The following is a 20,250-nucleotide window of genomic DNA, read 5'->3' on the forward strand; positions in this document are numbered from 1 at the left end:
GAAAGGGGAACGAACCATGACGCAAAAACGGCTTGATACCGACATTGTTGTGATTGGCGGAGGTCTGGGGGGGACATCGGCAGCTCTTGCGGCGGCGAAGGCTGGCATGAGAGTCATCGTGACAGAGGAGACGGACTGGTTAGGGGGGCAGTTAACTTCACAGGCGGTTCCTCCAGATGAGCATCGATGGATCGAACAATTTGGTTGCACAGCAACATACCGTGAGTTCCGTAATCGTGTACGTGACTATTACCGTCAGAACTATCCGTTAACCGAAGAAGCTCGAAATAATCCCATTCTCAATCCTGGGAACGGTTGGGTAAGCCGTCTGGCTCATGAACCACGGGTAGCTCTGCGGGTGCTTGAAGATATGCTCGCTCCTTATTTGAATACGGGGCGCGTTCATGTATACTATCACACCGTGCCTATTGCCGTTCAGACGGATGGGGACTGTATTACTTCTGTAACTGTCCGTACCTCGAATAGCGCTGATCATAAGTGTGGATTTAGAGTGCTGCACGGAACGTTTTATCTGGATGCGACAGAGTGTGGTGATCTCCTTCCAATGGCGGGCGTGGAGCATACGAGTGGAGCGGAGTCGCGGGCTGCTACGGGTGAACCTCATGCACTGGAGTGTGCTAACCCTTTTGATATGCAATCTATCACACATGTGGCTGCCGTAGACTATATTCCCCAGGAAAGCTTCATTATAGAGCGGCCGCAACAATATGATTTCTGGAGAGATTATATTCCTTCCTTTTCCCGTTTTCCGATTTTGAGCTGGTTTGCTACAGACGCGGATGATACCAGTAAACTAAAACAGTTCACATTGTTTCCTAACGATCAGGGCATTGTATCCTTATGGGATTATCGTCGTATTGTAGATCCCTCGATATGGAGCGAACCGCTAAATGATGGTGAGGTAACTCTTTTAAACTGGGCGCAAAATGATTATTACCTAGGGCCATTGATCGGTGTTACCGCTCAGGAGCAGGCAAAACATCGAGAAGGAGCGCGTGAGTTGACTCGTTCATTAATATATTGGCTTCAAACCGAAGCGCCCCGGTTAGATGGAGGGTTCGGCTATCCGGGAATTCGACCACGGGGTGATATTCTCGGCACTTCTGACGGTCTGGCTAAAACGGCTTATATTCGCGAGTCACGTCGAATTCAGGCCAATTATATGATATCTGAGTTTGATGTAAGTCGCGAGCTTCGGGGAGAAGAGGGTCCTAAGCGATATACAGACAGTGTAGGTGTAGGTAGCTATCATTTGGATCTTCATCCAACTACGGTATCTCAGCGAACATTCTACATCCCTAACTATCCCTATGAAATTCCATTGGGCTCACTTATTCCGGTGAGGGTGCGCAATTTACTTCCTGCCTGCAAAAATATAGGGATGACCCAAATAGCCAATGGCTGCTATCGATTGCATCCTACAGAATGGAATATAGGAGAATCAGCGGGAAGCCTAGCGGCTTACTGTGTCTCCAACGAAGTATATCCCATTGAAGTGAGCCGATCAGCAGAGCATCTTGGATGTTTTCAAAATGTTCTTCTTCGCCAAGGTGTCGAATTGCACTGGCCTGCAGAGGTATTTGAGCCACAGGAAGTCATCAGCTAATGAAGGGGCAACTAGCCCCTCGACTGATTTTAAATGAGCTGAAAGATAAGTGGATTTATGATGAAATAAAAAAATGAAAAAAAGTGCTTGCTAATTTGCTTGGGTTTATGATATATTATTTTAGCTGACAACAAAACAGCAGTTTCAAAAGCGAAAAACTTGGGTGAAATGATCTTCAAAAAAAAGAAAAAAATAACCCTTGCATTTTTGAAACGAACATGGTATGATCTTATAGCTGCTGAAAAACGCAGCGAAAGAGAAATGTTTGATCTTTGAAAACTGAACAACGAGTGAGTAAAATGATTTTGCTTGCAAAATCAAACAAGAGATATTTTTATCTCGTCAGTTTCAACATGAGCTTATCGCTCTTTCTATAAACCAACTTCGGTTGGTCTTTAATGGAGAGTTTGATCCTGGCTCAGGACGAACGCTGGCGGCGTGCCTAATACATGCAAGTCGAGCGGGGTTATGTAGAAGCTTGCTTCTACATAACCTAGCGGCGGACGGGTGAGTAACACGTAGGCAACCTGCCCACAAGACAGGGATAACTACCGGAAACGGTAGCTAATACCCGATACATCCTTTTCCTGCATGGGAGAAGGAGGAAAGACGGAGCAATCTGTCACTTGTGGATGGGCCTGCGGCGCATTAGCTAGTTGGTGGGGTAAAGGCCTACCAAGGCGACGATGCGTAGCCGACCTGAGAGGGTGATCGGCCACACTGGGACTGAGACACGGCCCAGACTCCTACGGGAGGCAGCAGTAGGGAATCTTCCGCAATGGGCGAAAGCCTGACGGAGCAACGCCGCGTGAGTGATGAAGGTTTTCGGATCGTAAAGCTCTGTTGCCAGGGAAGAACGTCTTGTAGAGTAACTGCTACAAGAGTGACGGTACCTGAGAAGAAAGCCCCGGCTAACTACGTGCCAGCAGCCGCGGTAATACGTAGGGGGCAAGCGTTGTCCGGAATTATTGGGCGTAAAGCGCGCGCAGGCGGCTCTTTAAGTCTGGTGTTTAATCCCGAGGCTCAACTTCGGGTCGCACTGGAAACTGGGGAGCTTGAGTGCAGAAGAGGAGAGTGGAATTCCACGTGTAGCGGTGAAATGCGTAGAGATGTGGAGGAACACCAGTGGCGAAGGCGACTCTCTGGGCTGTAACTGACGCTGAGGCGCGAAAGCGTGGGGAGCAAACAGGATTAGATACCCTGGTAGTCCACGCCGTAAACGATGAATGCTAGGTGTTAGGGGTTTCGATACCCTTGGTGCCGAAGTTAACACATTAAGCATTCCGCCTGGGGAGTACGGTCGCAAGACTGAAACTCAAAGGAATTGACGGGGACCCGCACAAGCAGTGGAGTATGTGGTTTAATTCGAAGCAACGCGAAGAACCTTACCAGGTCTTGACATCCCTCTGACCGGTCTAGAGATAGACCTTTCCTTCGGGACAGAGGAGACAGGTGGTGCATGGTTGTCGTCAGCTCGTGTCGTGAGATGTTGGGTTAAGTCCCGCAACGAGCGCAACCCTTATGCTTAGTTGCCAGCAGGTCAAGCTGGGCACTCTAAGCAGACTGCCGGTGACAAACCGGAGGAAGGTGGGGATGACGTCAAATCATCATGCCCCTTATGACCTGGGCTACACACGTACTACAATGGCCGGTACAACGGGAAGCGAAATCGCGAGGTGGAGCCAATCCTAGAAAAGCCGGTCTCAGTTCGGATTGTAGGCTGCAACTCGCCTACATGAAGTCGGAATTGCTAGTAATCGCGGATCAGCATGCCGCGGTGAATACGTTCCCGGGTCTTGTACACACCGCCCGTCACACCACGAGAGTTTACAACACCCGAAGTCGGTGGGGTAACCCGCAAGGGAGCCAGCCGCCGAAGGTGGGGTAGATGATTGGGGTGAAGTCGTAACAAGGTAGCCGTATCGGAAGGTGCGGCTGGATCACCTCCTTTCTATGGAGAATCGTTTCCTGCAACGGAAACATTCAAATATGAAGCGTATGCTTCAAAAACTACTCACTCGTTGCTCAGTTTTGAGAGCTCAAACTCTCAAAAAGGCTGGTTTTTTACAGCTTTGCACCTTGAAAACTGGATACCGAAACGAAATTGCGTTTTAGAATATTCCTTTAAGCTGATCTTGTGTAAACAAGTGAAATAAAGGTAGCTGCCTTGAATTTCATTCACACATTCGTGTTGAACCGAAATTCAAAGCAAATCGTATTTACGATGTAAATACTAGGTTAAGCTACAAAGAGCACACGGAGGATGCCTAGGCGCCAGGAGCCGACGAAGGACGTGGCGAACAACGATAAGGCCTCGGGGAGCTGTAAGCAAGCTTTGATCCGGGGATGTCCGAATGGGGAAACCCGGCTGTCTTCATCGACAGTCACTTTCTGCTGAATACATAGGCAGAATAGAGGCAGACCAGGGGAACTGAAACATCTAAGTACCCTGAGGAAGAGAAAACAATAGTGATTCCGTCAGTAGCGGCGAGCGAACGCGGATTAGCCCAAACCAAGGAGCTTGCTCCTTGGGGTTGTGGGACGTCTCACATGGAGTTACAAAGGAACCGGTTAGATGAAGAGGTCTGGAAAGGCCCGCCAGAGAAGGTAAAAGCCCTGTAGTTCAAAACTTGTTCCCTCCGAGACGGATCCCGAGTAGTGCGGGGCACGTGAAACCCCGTATGAATCCGGCAGGACCATCTGCCAAGGCTAAATACTCCCTGGCGACCGATAGTGAAGCAGTACCGTGAGGGAAAGGTGAAAAGCACCCCGGAAGGGGAGTGAAATAGATCCTGAAACCGTGTGCTTACAAGAAGTCAGAGCCCGATCTATGGGTGATGGCGTGCCTTTTGTAGAATGAACCGGCGAGTTACGTTCCCGTGCAAGGTTAAGGTGAAGAGCTGAAGCCGCAGCGAAAGCGAGTCTGAATAGGGCGAATGAGTACGTGGACGTAGACCCGAAACCGGGTGATCTACCCCTGTCCAGGGTGAAGGTGCGGTAACACGCACTGGAGGCCCGAACCCACGCATGTTGAAAAATGCGGGGATGAGGTGGGGGTAGCGGAGAAATTCCAATCGAACCCGGAGATAGCTGGTTCTCCCCGAAATAGCTTTAGGGCTAGCCTCGGAAAACAGAATCGTGGAGGTAGAGCACTGATTGGGTGCGGGGCCCGCAAGGGTTACCAAGCTCAGTCAAACTCCGAATGCCATAGATTTAGTTCCGGGAGTCAGACAGTGAGTGCTAAGATCCATTGTCGAAAGGGAAACAGCCCAGACCATCAGCTAAGGTCCCCAAGTGTGTGTTAAGTGGGAAAGGATGTGGAGTTGCACAGACAACCAGGATGTTGGCTTAGAAGCAGCCACCATTGAAAGAGTGCGTAATAGCTCACTGGTCGAGTGACTCTGCGCCGAAAATGTAACGGGGCTAAACACACCACCGAAGCTATGGCTTGATGCAATGCATCAGGGGTAGGGGAGCGTTGAATGCGGGTTGAAGGTGTACCGTAAGGAGCGCTGGACTGCATTCAAGTGAGAATGCCGGTATGAGTAACGAAAAGATCTGTGAGAATCAGATCCGCCGAAAGCCTAAGGGTTCCTGAGGAAGGTTCGTCCGCTCAGGGTAAGTCGGGACCTAAGGCGAGGCCGATAGGCGTAGTCGAAGGACAACAGGTCGAAATTCCTGTACCACCGTAATCCGTTATGAGCAATGGGGTGACGCAGTAGGGTAGTGACGCGGACTGATGGATGTCCGTCTAAGCAGTGAGGCTGATGTGTAGGCAAATCCGCACATCGTTAAGGCTGGGCTGTGATGGGGAGCGAAAATTGTAGTAGCGAAGGTCATGATCTCAGACTGCCAAGAAAAGCCTCTAGCCAGGAGAAGGTGCCCGTACCGCAAACCGACACAGGTAGGCGAGAAGAGAATTCTAAGGCGCGCGGAAGAACTCTCGTTAAGGAACTCGGCAAAATGACCCCGTAACTTCGGGAGAAGGGGTGCCTCGGTAGGGTGAATAGCCCGAGGGGGCCGCAGTGAAAAGGCCCAAGCGACTGTTTAGCAAAAACACAGGTCTGTGCGAAGCCGCAAGGCGAAGTATACGGGCTGACGCCTGCCCGGTGCTGGAAGGTTAAGGGGAGTGGTAAGCCCTTCGGGGCGAAGCTATGAACCGAAGCCCCAGTAAACGGCGGCCGTAACTATAACGGTCCTAAGGTAGCGAAATTCCTTGTCAGGTAAATTCTGACCCGCACGAATGGCGTAACGACTTGGGCGCTGTCTCAACGAGAGATCCGGTGAAATTTTAATACCTGTGAAGATGCAGGTTACCCGCGACAAGACGGAAAGACCCCATGGAGCTTTACTGCAGCTTGATATTGAATTTGGGTACGATCTGTACAGGATAGGTGGGAGCCGTAGAATCTTGAGCGCCAGCTTGAGAGGAGGCATCCTTGGGATACCACCCTGATCGTATCTAGGTTCTAACTTGGTACCGTGATCCGGTGCGAGGACAGTGTCAGGTGGGCAGTTTGACTGGGGCGGTCGCCTCCTAAAGAGTAACGGAGGCGCCCCAAGGTTCCCTCAGAATGGTTGGAAATCATTCGAAGAGTGCAAAGGCAGAAGGGAGCTTGACTGCGAGACCTACAAGTCGAGCAGGGACGAAAGTCGGGCTTAGTGATCCGGTGGTACCGCATGGAAGGGCCATCGCTCAACGGATAAAAGCTACCCTGGGGATAACAGGCTTATCTCCCCCAAGAGTCCACATCGACGGGGAGGTTTGGCACCTCGATGTCGGCTCATCGCATCCTGGGGCTGAAGTAGGTCCCAAGGGTTGGGCTGTTCGCCCATTAAAGCGGTACGCGAGCTGGGTTCAGAACGTCGTGAGACAGTTCGGTCCCTATCTGTCGTGGGCGTAGGAAATTTGAGAGGAGCTGTCCTTAGTACGAGAGGACCGGGATGGACGTACCGCTGGTGTACCAGTTGTTCCGCCAGGAGCACCGCTGGGTAGCTATGTACGGAAGGGATAAGCGCTGAAAGCATCTAAGCGTGAAGCCCCCCTCAAGATGAGATTTCCCAGTATGTAAGACCCCTTGAAGACGACGAGGTAGATAGGTTGGGGGTGGAAGTGCAGTAATGCATGGAGCTGACCAATACTAATCGGTCGAGGGCTTATCCTAAGAATAAAACGCAAATGAGTTTCGGATCCAGTTTTCAGGGTGTAACCTTGAAGGTATGTAGAAATACATACAACAAGCGCATGGCTATTCATTCACACGATAAGTGATGAACTGAATAACCGTACGGTAGAATTTACGATGTAAATTCATGTTTGGTGGCGATAGCGGAGGGGTTCCACACGTACCCATCCCGAACACGACCGTTAAGCCCTCCAGCGCCGATGGTACTTGGACCGCAGGGTCCTGGGAGAGTAGGACGTCGCCAAGCGATATCCTTCAAAGGATAATGAAGTTTTGCATGTTAGGGCCTTTAGCTCAGCTGGTTAGAGCGCACCCCTGATAAGGGTGAGGTCGGTGGTTCGAGTCCACTAAGGCCCACCACTTCCAGAATAACAAAAAGATTGGGGCCATAGCTCAGCTGGGAGAGCGCCTGCCTTGCACGCAGGAGGTCAGCGGTTCGATCCCGCTTGGCTCCACCAATATTCCCTGATAGCTCAGTTGGTAGAGCACTCGACTGTTAATCGAGTTGTCACAGGTTCGAGTCCTGTTCGGGGAGCCATGTTTTGAATATTTCTAAATTTTATATATAAGGTGGCGGCGTAGCTCAGCTGGCTAGAGCGTACGGTTCATACCCGTGAGGTCGGGGGTTCGATCCCCTCTGCCGCTACTCGGAGAGATACCCAAGTGGCTATAAGGGGACCCTCTGCTAAGGGGTTAGACTGCGAAAGTGGTGCGAGGGTTCGAATCCCTCTCTCTCCGCCATAAATTTATTGAAACCAGAACTTATTTTTCAAGGCCCGTTGGTCAAGGGGTTAAGACACCTCCCTTTCACGGAGGTAACAGGGGTTCGAATCCCCTACGGGTCATATTATGGAGGCTTAGCTCAGCTGGGAGAGCATCTGCCTTACAAGCAGAGGGTCGGGGGTTCGATCCCCTCAGCCTCCACCATAAGAAAATTTGAGAAATGCCTTTTAATGTCGCGGGGTGGAGCAGTTCGGTAGCTCGTCGGGCTCATAACCCGAAGGTCGTAGGTTCAAATCCTACCCCCGCAATTAATTTCCTGTTGGAAATGCCTCTGGAACTGTGGTGTAGAGGCCTAACATGCCTGCCTGTCACGCAGGAGATCGCGGGTTCGAATCCCGTCAGTTCCGCCATTTTAACTTCATATATAATTGGCATATATAGTGCGGATTATATGGTGTAGTAATAAAATAAAATATGGCTCGGTAGCTCAGTCGGTAGAGCAGAGGACTGAAAATCCTCGTGTCGGCGGTTCGATTCCGTCCCGAGCCACCTTTCAAGTGGGAATTGAGTAATGTGCCGGTGTAGCTCAACTGGTAGAGCAACTGACTTGTAATCAGTAGGTTGGGGGTTCAAGTCCTCTCGCCGGCACCATTTTGGAGGATTAGCGAAGTGGCCAAACGCATCAGACTGTAAATCTGCTCCCTTACGGGTTCGGTGGTTCGAATCCATCATCCTCCACCAGTCTTTTCATAATCATATGGCGGTCGTGGCGAAGTGGTTAACGCACCGGACTGTGACTCCGGCATTCGTGGGTTCAAGCCCCATCGGCCGCCCTTTATTCTTAATCTATTGGGGATTAGCCAAGCGGTAAGGCAACGGACTTTGACTCCGTCATGCATAGGTTCAAATCCTATATCCCCAGCCATTAAGAGCCATTAGCTCAGTTGGTAGAGCACCTGACTTTTAATCAGGGTGTCGAAGGTTCGAGTCCTTCATGGCTCACCATTTATAATTATTTTGCGGTCGTGGCGGAATTGGCAGACGCGCACGGTTCAGGTCCGTGTGGGCTAACCCCCCGTGGAGGTTCGAGTCCTCTCGACCGCACCATATTTTGCGGACGTGGCTCAGCGGTAGAGCATCGCCTTGCCAAGGCGAGGGTCGCGGGTTCGATTCCCGTCGTCCGCTCCATTATCCATACGGCGCCATAGCCAAGTGGTAAGGCAAAGCTCTGCAAAAGCTTCATTCCCCAGTTCAAATCTGGGTGGCGCCTTGACTACTCATTATGGAATTTAATATGCGCCCTTAGCTCAGCTGGATAGAGCGTTTGACTACGAATCAAAAGGCCGGGAGTTCGAATCTCTCAGGGCGCGCCATTTCTTAAAAAAATGTATAATGTCGGGATGTAGCTCAGCTTGGTAGAGCACCTGGTTTGGGACCAGGGGGTCGCATGTTCAAATCGTGTCATCCCGATACTGATTTGCGGGTGTAGTTCAATGGTAGAACTCCAGCCTTCCAAGCTGGTAGCGTGGGTTCGATTCCCATCACCCGCTTTTTGCTATAGCGGATTCTTGTTGCCTCAGTGGTGACACCTTATAAATAAAGAGAGCCTGTCTGGGGACAGAGCTCTCTCTTTTTTTGTATTTATCCTCATGTAATCCACAATGTGTTGATTATCCATAATCTTCGGTATCGGTGTATATCGTTCTGATCATACAACTGGCATGCACCGATAACCGATCTAGTGGACAGTTTTTACACGGGAATGGTCAGCTGGATGGAGGTTCCCTTGTCTGGAGCAGAGGTTATGCTCATAAATCCCCCTACCCCTCTAGCTCGTTCTTCCATACTGAACAATCCAACTCCCTCTCCTTGGGACTTTCCAGAGAATCCAATGCCCTCATCCCGAATGGTCACTTGTATCATTTCATTTTGATCCTCAACGTCGACATATGCCACTGCTACATCTGCGTATTTGGCTACATTCGTTAATGCCTCCTGTACAATCCGATAAATTGCAATTTCCTTGCGAATATCAACCCGTTTACGTAGAGTGCATTGAAAATGCACCTCAATCCCGTAATGAGAACAGAAGTTTTCAATATAGGTTCTTATGGCTGGGACGACACCCAGATCATCCAGAACTGAGGGACGAAGTTCCCACGCTAGACCACGAACATCTTTGATGATGTCGGTCACCTGCGAACGAAGATTCTCCAGAGTAGCACTAGGTTGTTCGGCAAGTTGGCTATCCAATTGGATAATAAGTGAAAACAAGCTTTGTCCTATCCCATCATGCAGCTCTCTTGAAAAGCGTTTACGTTCTTCTTCCTGTATTTGCATGACTTGCGTCATCATAGATTGGAGTTCTGCTTCTACTTTCTTCAGTTTAGTGACCTCATTGCGGATCGCTAAGTACTGATAGGGTTTACCTTCCTCGTCCATAAACGGAACGATCGTAGTATTCACCCAATAGTAGCTGTTATCTTTAGCACGATTACGTATTTCTCCTTGCCATACCTTACCTGAACGGATCGTAGTCCACAGGTTTTTCATGAAGGCAGAGGTATGATAGCCTGAATTAATAAGACGATGATCCTGACCGATCAGCTCTTCACGACTGTATTGCGAAATCTCACAGAACTTGTCGTTTACGTACTGAATAATACCTCGATGATCGGTCAAAGCAACGATGGAAGACGTATCTAGAGCAAATTTCAGATTGGATAATTGGTGGAGTGAGTTACGCAGCGCATGAAGAAAAGGGGATTCTGGTATATAAATTTCCAGATCATTCAGCAGTTTATCGGTTGATTCACCAAAGGCATGCTGCAGTAAAGGATTAGAAGGTTCATTCATAATGGAGCAGCCCCTTTTTTAGTGCGAATTTGACTAGCTCAGGTCGTGTTTTCAAGTTAAGCTTCTCCATAAGATTGCTTTTATGGGACTCTACGGTTTTGACACTAATCACCAGGTGCTCGGCAATTTCCTTGTTGGCATATCCTTTGGCTACCCAGGATAGAATCTCTTTTTCCCGCTCAGACAAGGATTCATAGGGTCCGGCTATGCCTTCCTGTTTGATTTTGTCCAGATATTCACTCATCAGTCGTTTGGTTGCATTCGGGTACAAATAGGCACTACCTTCGGCCACAGACTGGATGGCAGCGAGTAACTCCTCGTGAGGTGCGCTTTTTAAAATATATCCGGATGCTCCAGCCTGAATGGCTCGGAACAGATATTCTTCATCGTCATGCATCGTTAAAATAAGGACTTCTGTATCGGGCAACTGTTTTTTTAATTCAGTGGTTGCCGTGAGACCATCTTTGCCAGGTGGCATGCTAAAATCCATGAGTACGACATTAGGTTGTAGCTCTACTGCCTTGCGGATCGCCTCATCCCCGTCTGCTGCATCTCCTACGACCTTAATACCATTTTTGCCGTCCAATAGGGCCATGAGGCCAGAACGTACGACAACATGATCATCCACTACTAGTATACGAATCAATTTGTCATCCCCTCGAACGGTAAAAAAACCGTGCGTTTTGTCATAATCATAGCAAATTTTAGGGATTTCAATCAACAAAGATAGTTAGGGACAGCCATATCAAGTATTTTATGAGTTTTATTATCTACAGTACCATTGTTGATCTATGGAGTGAGAGGGTAAGCACATAGTTGGCTAAGGCGTTGAGCGACTTGAGTGGCCTCGGCCACATCAGACTCTGTGAACGTCCTCACATCACGATTACCAAGAAGCAGCACACCGTTAGGCAGATCCCCTGTGCTGGAAAAGGGAATAGCAACAGCAGAGTGAAGCTGCTCGGCCAGCATTAGTGCACACTCCTGACGCAGACGTATACTACCTGATAGTAAAGCACTTACAGTCACGGTACGTCCCAAGCGAACAGCCATCCCGGCAATACCATGACCAATCTTAAAAGAAATAAGGCGATAGCGATTGCTTCGGTTGCCGGAGGCGTAATACCAATGCAGCTTACCACCCGACTTGGACATAAATGCAAGGGCAGTGAGATCACTATAAATAGTATCTCTTAACTGGTTCAGTTCTTTTCGCATTTCATCCGTTATTTGTAGCATAGAAGACACATCCTTTTTCATAACCAAACTATATCTCTAATTCATTGTAGTTCTGACAGTTACAAAAGTAGATCAGGGAACCCCCTGATCTATAGGCGCAGGAAACACTGACTTTTCATCAGGTCGGGTAAGGAGTAGGGAAAAGGCCGATAAATGGGGCGTTAGCTTACCTCGGAAGTGATATTTATCACAGTAAATCAGGGAGTAGGAAGGTATAAAATCAGGTGTTCTCCCGATAACAACCCAGGCATTAAAACATTATGATATAGATATCAGGTAAACACGAGGAGGACGCTAACATGCAAGCCACTTGTATGGAACGGTTTGGGGACGAAGCGGAACGCACGGGAATTCAGATTTATTTGACAGAAGAACATTTTGATCTGCTAAAAGATATTATGTCCTGGAAGAAGGTAAAGGCAGGCGTTATGCTTTTCCGAGAAGGCGATGATGCAGAGCAGCTTTATTATATACATTCAGGTCATGTTAAACTTCGTAAATCGACAGAAGATGGTAAAGAACTGATTCTGACCATTCAGCATCAAGGCGACTTAATTGGGGAATTTAGCGGGATAGATGGAGAAGAGTATAGTTGCACTGCGGAAACAGCCGATGTGTGTGAGTTAGGCGTCGTGCTTGTTAAGGATCTGGAGTCGCTCTTGTCCAAAAATGGGGAAATGGCACTTCAGTTCATCCAGTGGATGGCGATGAAGCAACGCATTATGCAATCGCGTTTTCGGGACTTACTGTTGTATGGTAAAACTGGAGCGTTAGCATCTACATTGATCCGTGCTAGCAATACATGTGGCGTGGCTGTGAAGGATGGCATTTTACTAAATATGAAGCTAAGTCACTCCGAATTAGGTGAGATGATTGGAGCGACGCGAGAGAGTGTGAACCGGATGCTGAGCGCGCTGAAAGAGCAGGGAACCTTAGATACAAGGGATGGAAAGATTGTCATTCACGATCTCAAGGTATTACGTGGCATGTGCTGCTGTCCTTCGTACGGCCAATGTGCCCATGAAATTTGTCGCCTCTAATATATGAATACCATTAGGCGGGGTCCAAGAGACTTCGCCTTGCTGCATGTCTTCTAACAATCTAGCACATGGGGTAACGAACAACATAGATTACAAAAAAACTAATCAACGTCGTATAGCGGCTAATTACCAATAATATATTTATATTAAATGGAACTGAACACATGACATTTTATGAACTAGCTGTTTTGAAGTAACAGTGGAGCTAATAATGGTTGACTAAAAGGTGGAAGGGATTTTAAGTTTAAAAAAAAGGTATTATTTACAAGTTGCTTTCTATTGCTGAAAATGATATATTATTTGAGCTGACAACAAAACAGCAGTTTCAAAAGCGAAAAGCTTGGGTGAAATGATCTTCAAAAAAGAAAAAAATAACCCTTGCATTTTCGAAACGAACATGGTATGATCTTATAGCTGCTGAAAAACGCGGCGAAAGAGAAATGTTTGATCTTTGAAAACTGAACAACGAGTGAGTAAAATGATTTTGTTCGCAAAATCAAACAAGAGATATTTTATCTCGTCAGTTTCAACATGAGCTTATCGCTCTTTCTATAAACCAACTTCGGTTGGTCTTTAATGGAGAGTTTGATCCTGGCTCAGGACGAACGCTGGCGGCGTGCCTAATACATGCAAGTCGAGCGGGGTTATGTAGAAGCTTGCTTCTACATAACCTAGCGGCGGACGGGTGAGTAACACGTAGGCAACCTGCCCACAAGACAGGGATAACTACCGGAAACGGTAGCTAATACCCGATATATCCTTTTCCTGCATGGGAGAAGGAGGAAAGACGGAGCAATCTGTCACTTGTGGATGGGCCTGCGGCGCATTAGCTAGTTGGTGGGGTAAAGGCCTACCAAGGCGACGATGCGTAGCCGACCTGAGAGGGTGATCGGCCACACTGGGACTGAGACACGGCCCAGACTCCTACGGGAGGCAGCAGTAGGGAATCTTCCGCAATGGGCGAAAGCCTGACGGAGCAACGCCGCGTGAGTGATGAAGGTTTTCGGATCGTAAAGCTCTGTTGCCAGGGAAGAACGTCTTGTAGAGTAACTGCTACAAGAGTGACGGTACCTGAGAAGAAAGCCCCGGCTAACTACGTGCCAGCAGCCGCGGTAATACGTAGGGGGCAAGCGTTGTCCGGAATTATTGGGCGTAAAGCGCGCGCAGGCGGCTCTTTAAGTCTGGTGTTTAATCCCGAGGCTCAACTTCGGGTCGCACTGGAAACTGGGGAGCTTGAGTGCAGAAGAGGAGAGTGGAATTCCACGTGTAGCGGTGAAATGCGTAGAGATGTGGAGGAACACCAGTGGCGAAGGCGACTCTCTGGGCTGTAACTGACGCTGAGGCGCGAAAGCGTGGGGAGCAAACAGGATTAGATACCCTGGTAGTCCACGCCGTAAACGATGAATGCTAGGTGTTAGGGGTTTCGATACCCTTGGTGCCGAAGTTAACACATTAAGCATTCCGCCTGGGGAGTACGGTCGCAAGACTGAAACTCAAAGGAATTGACGGGGACCCGCACAAGCAGTGGAGTATGTGGTTTAATTCGAAGCAACGCGAAGAACCTTACCAGGTCTTGACATCCCTCTGACCGGTCTAGAGATAGACCTTTCCTTCGGGACAGAGGAGACAGGTGGTGCATGGTTGTCGTCAGCTCGTGTCGTGAGATGTTGGGTTAAGTCCCGCAACGAGCGCAACCCTTATGCTTAGTTGCCAGCAGGTCAAGCTGGGCACTCTAAGCAGACTGCCGGTGACAAACCGGAGGAAGGTGGGGATGACGTCAAATCATCATGCCCCTTATGACCTGGGCTACACACGTACTACAATGGCCGGTACAACGGGAAGCGAAATCGCGAGGTGGAGCCAATCCTAGAAAAGCCGGTCTCAGTTCGGATTGTAGGCTGCAACTCGCCTACATGAAGTCGGAATTGCTAGTAATCGCGGATCAGCATGCCGCGGTGAATACGTTCCCGGGTCTTGTACACACCGCCCGTCACACCACGAGAGTTTACAACACCCGAAGTCGGTGGGGTAACCCGCAAGGGAGCCAGCCGCCGAAGGTGGGGTAGATGATTGGGGTGAAGTCGTAACAAGGTAGCCGTATCGGAAGGTGCGGCTGGATCACCTCCTTTCTATGGAGAATCGTTTCCTGCAACGGAAACATTCAAATATGAAGCGTATGCTTCAAAAACTACTCACTCGTTGCTCAGTTTTGAGAGCTCAAACTCTCAAAAAGGCTGGTTTTTTACAGCTTTGCACCTTGAAAACTGGATACCGAAACGAAATTGCGTTTTAGAATATTCCTTTAAGCTGATCTTGTGTAAACAAGTGAAATAAAGGTAGCTGCCTTGAATTTCATTCACACATTCGTGTTGAACCGAAATTCAAAGCAAATCGTATTTACGATGTAAATACTAGGTTAAGCTACAAAGAGCACACGGAGGATGCCTAGGCGCCAGGAGCCGACGAAGGACGTGGCGAACAACGATAAGGCCTCGGGGAGCTGTAAGCAAGCTTTGATCCGGGGATGTCCGAATGGGGAAACCCGGCTGTCTTCATCGACAGTCACTTTCTGCTGAATACATAGGCAGAATAGAGGCAGACCAGGGGAACTGAAACATCTAAGTACCCTGAGGAAGAGAAAACAATAGTGATTCCGTCAGTAGCGGCGAGCGAACGCGGATTAGCCCAAACCAAGGAGCTTGCTCCTTGGGGTTGTGGGACGTCTCACATGGAGTTACAAAGGAACCGGTTAGATGAAGAGGTCTGGAAAGGCCCGCCAGAGAAGGTAAAAGCCCTGTAGTTCAAAACTTGTTCTCTCCGAGACGGATCCCGAGTAGTGCGGGGCACGTGAAACCCCGTATGAATCCGGCAGGACCATCTGCCAAGGCTAAATACTCCCTGGCGACCGATAGTGAAGCAGTACCGTGAGGGAAAGGTGAAAAGCACCCCGGAAGGGGAGTGAAATAGATCCTGAAACCGTGTGCTTACAAGAAGTCAGAGCCCGATCTATGGGTGATGGCGTGCCTTTTGTAGAATGAACCGGCGAGTTACGTTCCCGTGCAAGGTTAAGGTGAAGAGCTGAAGCCGCAGCGAAAGCGAGTCTGAATAGGGCGAATGAGTACGTGGACGTAGACCCGAAACCGGGTGATCTACCCCTGTCCAGGGTGAAGGTGCGGTAACACGCACTGGAGGCCCGAACCCACGCATGTTGAAAAATGCGGGGATGAGGTGGGGGTAGCGGAGAAATTCCAATCGAACCCGGAGATAGCTGGTTCTCCCCGAAATAGCTTTAGGGCTAGCCTCGGAAAGAAGAATCGTGGAGGTAGAGCACTGATTGGGTGCGGGGCCCGCAAGGGTTACCAAGCTCAGTCAAACTCCGAATGCCATAGATTTAGTTCCGGGAGTCAGACAGTGAGTGCTAAGATCCATTGTCGAAAGGGAAACAGCCCAGACCATCAGCTAAGGTCCCCAAGTGTGTGTTAAGTGGGAAAGGATGTGGAGTTGCACAGACAACCAGGATGTTGGCTTAGAAGCAGCCACCATTGAAAGAGTGCGTAATAGCTCACTGGTCGAGTGACTCTGCGCCGAAAATGTAACGGGGCTAAACACACCACCGAAGCTATGGCTTGATGCAATGCATCAGGGGTAGGGGAGCGTTGAATGCGGGTTGAAGGTGTACCGTAAGGAGCGCTGGACTGCATTCAAGTGAGAATGCCGGTATGAGTAACGAAAAGATCTGTGAGAATCAGATCCGCCGAAAGCCTAAGGGTTCCTGAGGAAGGTTCGTCCGCTCAGGGTAAGTCGGGACCTAAGGCGAGGCCGATAGGCGTAGTCGAAGGACAACAGGTCGAAATTCCTGTACCACCGTAATCCGTTATGAGCGATGGGGTGACGCAGTAGGGTAGTGACGCGGACTGATGGATGTCCGTCTAAGCAGTGAGGCTGATGTGTAGGCAAATCCGCACATCGTTAAGGCTGGGCTGTGATGGGGAGCGAAAATTGTAGTAGCGAAGGTCATGATCTCAGACTGCCAAGAAAAGCCTCTAGCCAGGAGAAGGTGCCCGTACCGCAAACCGACACAGGTAGGCGAGAAGAGAATTCTAAGGCGCGCGGAAGAACTCTCGTTAAGGAACTCGGCAAAATGACCCCGTAACTTCGGGAGAAGGGGTGCCTCGGTAGGGTGAATAGCCCGAGGGGGCCGCAGTGAAAAGGCCCAAGCGACTGTTTAGCAAAAACACAGGTCTGTGCGAAGCCGCAAGGCGAAGTATACGGGCTGACGCCTGCCCGGTGCTGGAAGGTTAAGGGGAGTGGTAAGCCCTTCGGGGCGAAGCTATGAACCGAAGCCCCAGTAAACGGCGGCCGTAACTATAACGGTCCTAAGGTAGCGAAATTCCTTGTCAGGTAAATTCTGACCCGCACGAATGGCGTAACGACTTGGGCGCTGTCTCAACGAGAGATCCGGTGAAATTTTAATACCTGTGAAGATGCAGGTTACCCGCGACAAGACGGAAAGACCCCATGGAGCTTTACTGCAGCTTGATATTGAATTTGGGTACGATCTGTACAGGATAGGTGGGAGCCGTAGAATCTTGAGCGCCAGCTTGAGAGGAGGCATCCTTGGGATACCACCCTGATCGTATCTAGGTTCTAACTTGGTACCGTGATCCGGTGCGAGGACAGTGTCAGGTGGGCAGTTTGACTGGGGCGGTCGCCTCCTAAAGAGTAACGGAGGCGCCCCAAGGTTCCCTCAGAATGGTTGGAAATCATTCGAAGAGTGCAAAGGCAGAAGGGAGCTTGACTGCGAGACCTACAAGTCGAGCAGGGACGAAAGTCGGGCTTAGTGATCCGGTGGTACCGCATGGAAGGGCCATCGCTCAACGGATAAAAGCTACCCTGGGGATAACAGGCTTATCTCCCCCAAGAGTCCACATCGACGGGGAGGTTTGGCACCTCGATGTCGGCTCATCGCATCCTGGGGCTGAAGTAGGTCCCAAGGGTTGGGCTGTTCGCCCATTAAAGCGGTACGCGAGCTGGGTTCAGAACGTCGTGAGACAGTTCGGTCCCTATCTGTCGTGGGCGTAGGAAATTTGAGAGGAGCTGTCCTTAGTACGAGAGGACCGGGATGGACGTACCGCTGGTGTACCAGTTGTTCCGCCAGGAGCACCGCTGGGTAGCTATGTACGGAAGGGATAAGCGCTGAAAGCATCTAAGCGTGAAGCCCCCCTCAAGATGAGATTTCCCAATTAGTAAGACCCCTTGAAGACGACGAGGTAGATAGGTTGGGGGTGGAAGTGCAGTAATGCATGGAGCTGACCAATACTAATCGGTCGAGGGCTTATCCTAAAATAAAACGCAATGAGTTTCGGATCCAGTTTTCAGGGTGTAAGTTTTGTGTTGTATAGGCTCAAGTAGCTTATATGAAACAAGCGAACACACAGCATTTGGCGATGCTGATTCCTGAAAAAGAATTTGCGCAGCAAATTCATGTTTGGTGGCGATAGCGGAGGGGTTCCACACGTACCCATCCCGAACACGACCGTTAAGCCCTCCAGCGCCGATGGTACTTGGACCGCAGGGTCCTGGGAGAGTAGGACGTCGCCAAGCAAGATAAAAGAGCACAGCCTTAACGGGCTGTGCTCTTTTTCCTATAACCGATTCATTTATCATTCACATGAAAGATCTTTCTCATGGATTCGGTCAAAAGTTGTACGGTATCCTGGTTGTCCTTTGTATAGTGGTGCTTAGTCAGCATTTTTAACTGAGGACAGTATTAACTGGGGAAGTTAATCTATTTCAACCTGTTCTGTCTGAAGGACACTCAAGGCTTGAAGTTTACGGGTAATTTCTTTTTGCCACTTGGTATCTCCGACTTGTACGGCAAGATTGAGAAGGTCCAAATAATCATCAATATGCAGGGAGGTTTTACTGAAAGTTTCTTTCACTGCGGTCCTGCCTCCTTTAAAGTCTATGTGTATTTATCATTTAATAATGATAATCATTATCAAAATATGATCTTATTCATATTATGCCTGTGTTCTAGATAAATTGCAAGTTATGATATGAATGAATTTTGAAGCACGCAAATGAGGGCTTGAAAAAACAAACCCTTCTCCTTAAGTTCACGTATTGTTCACGTCTTTTCTATGGAACATAATGAAAAGAACAAGCGGGCATTGAGTGTCCACCAATAAGGAGGGCAAATTGCGCAATGCTTCAACAAGAGGAGGAAAAGGACCATGAGCAGAACAAAAATGAAAGCGTTTGCCGTTGTGATGGTGAGCGCCTTGGCATTGACGCTGGCAGCTTGTAATAACGGACAAAGCGCAAGTCCGGGAAATTCAGGAGAACCGAGCAGAAGCACCGAAACGAAAGATGTTACGATTACCTTTCAGAACATTAATCCTGATCCGAGCACCCCTTCGTACAAAATGATTAAGCAAATTGTAGGTCAATACGAGCAGGATCATCCTCATGTCAAAATTGAATTGGATTCGCTAAATACAGATCAACAAAAGCTTAAGCTGAAGACACAGGCAGCGGCGAAGGAAGTACCTGATATCACGATTGTAAACCCAGCTGCACAGATGAAGCCATTCGTAGATGCCGGGCTGCTGGCTCCATTAAACGATGTGGCTGATAAAGAGGGGTTAAAAGATACATTTCAGAATGGACTTCTTAATTACTATAGTTTCGACGATAAGCTCTACGCTTTTCCGGATGGCAACAATATAGAAGTGGTGTTTTACAATAAGGAACTGTTCAAGCAGGCGGGAATCCAGAAGTTGCCGACCACCTTTGACGAGCTGATTACGACGGTCAAAACGCTGAAGGCGAAGGGTATTACTCCGATTGCCATTGGGGAAAAGGATTCATGGACGGGGTCTCTCCTTTTTATGAACATTTTGTTGCGTACGAATGAAGGACCGAATTTTCTCAATGATGTACTGGACGGCAAAAAGACGTTTAACGACCCGGCTTTTGTGGAAGCGGTGGATGCATTTCAGGAATTGGTGCAGGCAGGAGCTTTCCCGGATGGAGCTACATCTATTGACTACAATGCAGGCGGTAATATTTTTAAAACAGGAAAAGCCGCGATGTATATCATGGGTACATGGGAAACGGGGTCAATTGATGCTTCTTCGGTAGCGGGTAAGGTAGGAGCGTTTCAATTCCCTACGGTGAATGGCAAGGGTGATGTGAATGAGTATGTAATTGCGCCGGGCAGCGCATTTGCAGTATCTGCGAACAGTGAACATTTACAGGAAACGAAGGATTTTCTGCACTATTTTATTAAGGAGATGCCCAAAATTCAGTTTGATCTAAAAAATGCGATTGGCAGCGGTCAGAAAATGAAAGGTGATCTGAAGGAAGCGGGCTACTCCGAGTTAGCGATTAGTCTTAATGAGCTGTTCAAGAATGTAAAAGGGGGCGATCTCGCTTTTGATAATACGATGAATCCGGCTATTGCGCAGGCGCATCTGAGTAGCATTCAAAACCTGTTCGTGCAAAAGGAAGACTCTGCACAAGTTGCCAAGGAACATCAGAACACTTTTGAAGCGAATAAATAAGTGAGGAGTTT

General features: G+C 48.9%; 7 protein-coding genes, 21 tRNA genes and 6 rRNA genes. 30 read left to right on the forward strand and 4 right to left on the reverse strand.

Features of this window, described 5'->3' with window-relative positions; genetic code table 11:
- The first annotated feature begins 16 nt into the window (after positions 1-16).
- The 25 genes from MHI21_RS01990 (at position 17) to MHI21_RS02110 (ending at position 9,086) form a co-directional block, all read left to right on the forward strand.
- The gene (locus MHI21_RS01990) at positions 17-1,627 is read left to right on the forward strand and encodes an FAD-dependent oxidoreductase (RefSeq protein ID WP_342419331.1); all 1,611 of its coding nucleotides are present in this window, start codon (positions 17-19) and stop codon (positions 1,625-1,627) included.
- A gap of 395 nt (positions 1,628-2,022) precedes the next feature.
- A 16S ribosomal RNA gene (locus MHI21_RS01995) occupies positions 2,023-3,578 on the forward strand.
- A 285-nt stretch (positions 3,579-3,863) separates the two neighbouring features.
- Positions 3,864-6,792: ribosomal RNA gene (locus MHI21_RS02000) — 23S ribosomal RNA — on the forward strand.
- A gap of 151 nt (positions 6,793-6,943) precedes the next feature.
- Positions 6,944-7,060: ribosomal RNA gene (gene rrf / locus MHI21_RS02005) — 5S ribosomal RNA — on the forward strand.
- The 16S, 23S and 5S rRNA genes sit together here with 21 tRNA genes alongside, the layout of an rRNA operon.
- A gap of 36 nt (positions 7,061-7,096) precedes the next feature.
- Positions 7,097-7,173: transfer RNA gene (locus MHI21_RS02010), tRNA-Ile, on the forward strand.
- Positions 7,174-7,195: 22 nt separating this feature from the next.
- A tRNA-Ala gene (locus tag MHI21_RS02015) sits at positions 7,196-7,271 on the forward strand.
- Between the two features lie 4 nt (positions 7,272-7,275).
- Positions 7,276-7,351: transfer RNA gene (locus tag MHI21_RS02020), tRNA-Asn, on the forward strand.
- Positions 7,352-7,385: 34 nt separating this feature from the next.
- Positions 7,386-7,459 (forward strand) — tRNA-Met (locus MHI21_RS02025).
- A 3-nt stretch (positions 7,460-7,462) separates the two neighbouring features.
- Positions 7,463-7,554, forward strand: a tRNA-Ser gene (locus MHI21_RS02030).
- 32 nt (positions 7,555-7,586) lie between these two features.
- Positions 7,587-7,658 (forward strand) — tRNA-Glu (locus MHI21_RS02035).
- A 6-nt stretch (positions 7,659-7,664) separates the two neighbouring features.
- Positions 7,665-7,740 (forward strand) — tRNA-Val (locus MHI21_RS02040).
- A gap of 30 nt (positions 7,741-7,770) precedes the next feature.
- Positions 7,771-7,844, forward strand: a tRNA-Met gene (locus tag MHI21_RS02045).
- A 25-nt stretch (positions 7,845-7,869) separates the two neighbouring features.
- Positions 7,870-7,946, forward strand: a tRNA-Asp gene (locus MHI21_RS02050).
- 66 nt (positions 7,947-8,012) lie between these two features.
- Positions 8,013-8,085: transfer RNA gene (locus tag MHI21_RS02055), tRNA-Phe, on the forward strand.
- A gap of 26 nt (positions 8,086-8,111) precedes the next feature.
- Positions 8,112-8,187: transfer RNA gene (locus MHI21_RS02060), tRNA-Thr, on the forward strand.
- A gap of 4 nt (positions 8,188-8,191) precedes the next feature.
- A tRNA-Tyr gene (locus tag MHI21_RS02065) sits at positions 8,192-8,277 on the forward strand.
- Positions 8,278-8,296: 19 nt separating this feature from the next.
- A tRNA-His gene (locus tag MHI21_RS02070) sits at positions 8,297-8,369 on the forward strand.
- A 17-nt stretch (positions 8,370-8,386) separates the two neighbouring features.
- Positions 8,387-8,461, forward strand: a tRNA-Gln gene (locus tag MHI21_RS02075).
- 4 nt (positions 8,462-8,465) lie between these two features.
- Positions 8,466-8,541, forward strand: a tRNA-Lys gene (locus MHI21_RS02080).
- Between the two features lie 14 nt (positions 8,542-8,555).
- Positions 8,556-8,643, forward strand: a tRNA-Leu gene (locus MHI21_RS02085).
- 6 nt (positions 8,644-8,649) lie between these two features.
- Positions 8,650-8,724, forward strand: a tRNA-Gly gene (locus tag MHI21_RS02090).
- Between the two features lie 10 nt (positions 8,725-8,734).
- Positions 8,735-8,806, forward strand: a tRNA-Cys gene (locus tag MHI21_RS02095).
- A gap of 26 nt (positions 8,807-8,832) precedes the next feature.
- Positions 8,833-8,909 (forward strand) — tRNA-Arg (locus MHI21_RS02100).
- A gap of 23 nt (positions 8,910-8,932) precedes the next feature.
- Positions 8,933-9,006, forward strand: a tRNA-Pro gene (locus MHI21_RS02105).
- Between the two features lie 9 nt (positions 9,007-9,015).
- Positions 9,016-9,086: transfer RNA gene (locus MHI21_RS02110), tRNA-Gly, on the forward strand.
- Between the two features lie 202 nt (positions 9,087-9,288).
- Here MHI21_RS02110 and MHI21_RS02115 read toward each other — a convergent pair.
- The 3 genes from MHI21_RS02115 to MHI21_RS02125 form a co-directional block, all read right to left on the reverse strand.
- On the reverse strand, positions 9,289-10,392 hold the full coding sequence (locus MHI21_RS02115; RefSeq protein WP_342419332.1) for a PAS domain-containing protein: 1,104 nt from the start codon (positions 10,390-10,392) through the stop codon (positions 9,289-9,291).
- Positions 10,385-11,038 carry a response regulator transcription factor gene (locus MHI21_RS02120; RefSeq protein WP_016818376.1) on the reverse strand — a complete coding sequence of 218 codons (654 nt, stop codon included), beginning with the start codon at positions 11,036-11,038 and terminating at the stop codon, positions 10,385-10,387. The genes MHI21_RS02115 and MHI21_RS02120 overlap by 8 nt, the downstream gene beginning before the upstream one ends.
- Before the next feature lie 143 nt (positions 11,039-11,181).
- Positions 11,182-11,631, reverse strand: a complete 450-nt coding sequence (locus tag MHI21_RS02125; RefSeq protein WP_165179928.1) for a GAF domain-containing protein — start codon at positions 11,629-11,631, stop codon at positions 11,182-11,184.
- A 299-nt stretch (positions 11,632-11,930) separates the two neighbouring features.
- Between MHI21_RS02125 and MHI21_RS02130 the strand changes: the two genes are divergently transcribed.
- The 4 genes from MHI21_RS02130 to rrf (MHI21_RS02145) all read left to right on the forward strand — a co-directional run bounded on the left by MHI21_RS02130 (position 11,931) and on the right by rrf (MHI21_RS02145) (position 18,275).
- On the forward strand, positions 11,931-12,671 hold the full coding sequence (locus MHI21_RS02130) for a Crp/Fnr family transcriptional regulator (RefSeq protein ID WP_025718906.1): 741 nt from the start codon (positions 11,931-11,933) through the stop codon (positions 12,669-12,671).
- Positions 12,672-13,244: 573 nt separating this feature from the next.
- Positions 13,245-14,800, forward strand: a 16S ribosomal RNA gene (locus MHI21_RS02135).
- 285 nt (positions 14,801-15,085) lie between these two features.
- A 23S ribosomal RNA gene (locus MHI21_RS02140) occupies positions 15,086-18,014 on the forward strand.
- Between the two features lie 144 nt (positions 18,015-18,158).
- Positions 18,159-18,275, forward strand: a 5S ribosomal RNA gene (gene rrf, locus MHI21_RS02145).
- Between the two features lie 179 nt (positions 18,276-18,454).
- Here rrf (MHI21_RS02145) and MHI21_RS02150 read toward each other — a convergent pair.
- Entirely contained in the window at positions 18,455-18,613 is a 159-nt protein-coding gene (locus tag MHI21_RS02150) for a hypothetical protein (RefSeq protein WP_165147892.1), read from the reverse strand.
- A 294-nt stretch (positions 18,614-18,907) separates the two neighbouring features.
- On the opposite strand from MHI21_RS02150, the gene MHI21_RS02155 reads away from it, so the two are divergent.
- A complete protein-coding gene (locus MHI21_RS02155; protein ID WP_341162476.1) occupies positions 18,908-20,239 on the forward strand; it encodes an extracellular solute-binding protein in 1,332 nt (443 codons plus the stop codon).
- The last annotated feature ends 11 nt before the right edge of the window (positions 20,240-20,250 follow it).

Source organism: Paenibacillus sp. FSL H8-0168 (assembly GCF_038592955.1).
In the GTDB taxonomy this organism is placed as follows: Bacteria; Bacillota; Bacilli; order Paenibacillales; family Paenibacillaceae; genus Paenibacillus; species Paenibacillus polymyxa_B.

Excerpts from the sequence above, each read along its gene's own strand:
- MHI21_RS01990 (WP_342419331.1), top strand. The coding sequence starts at position 17 with ATGACGCAAAAACGGCTTGATACCGACATTGTTGTGATTGGCGGAGGT.
- MHI21_RS02115 (WP_342419332.1), bottom strand. The coding sequence starts at position 10,392 with ATGAATGAACCTTCTAATCCTTTACTGCAGCATGCCTTTGGTGAATCA.
- MHI21_RS02125 (WP_165179928.1), bottom strand. The coding sequence starts at position 11,631 with ATGCTACAAATAACGGATGAAATGCGAAAAGAACTGAACCAGTTAAGA.
- MHI21_RS02130 (WP_025718906.1), top strand. The coding sequence starts at position 11,931 with ATGCAAGCCACTTGTATGGAACGGTTTGGGGACGAAGCGGAACGCACG.
- MHI21_RS02155 (WP_341162476.1), top strand. The coding sequence starts at position 18,908 with ATGAGCAGAACAAAAATGAAAGCGTTTGCCGTTGTGATGGTGAGCGCC.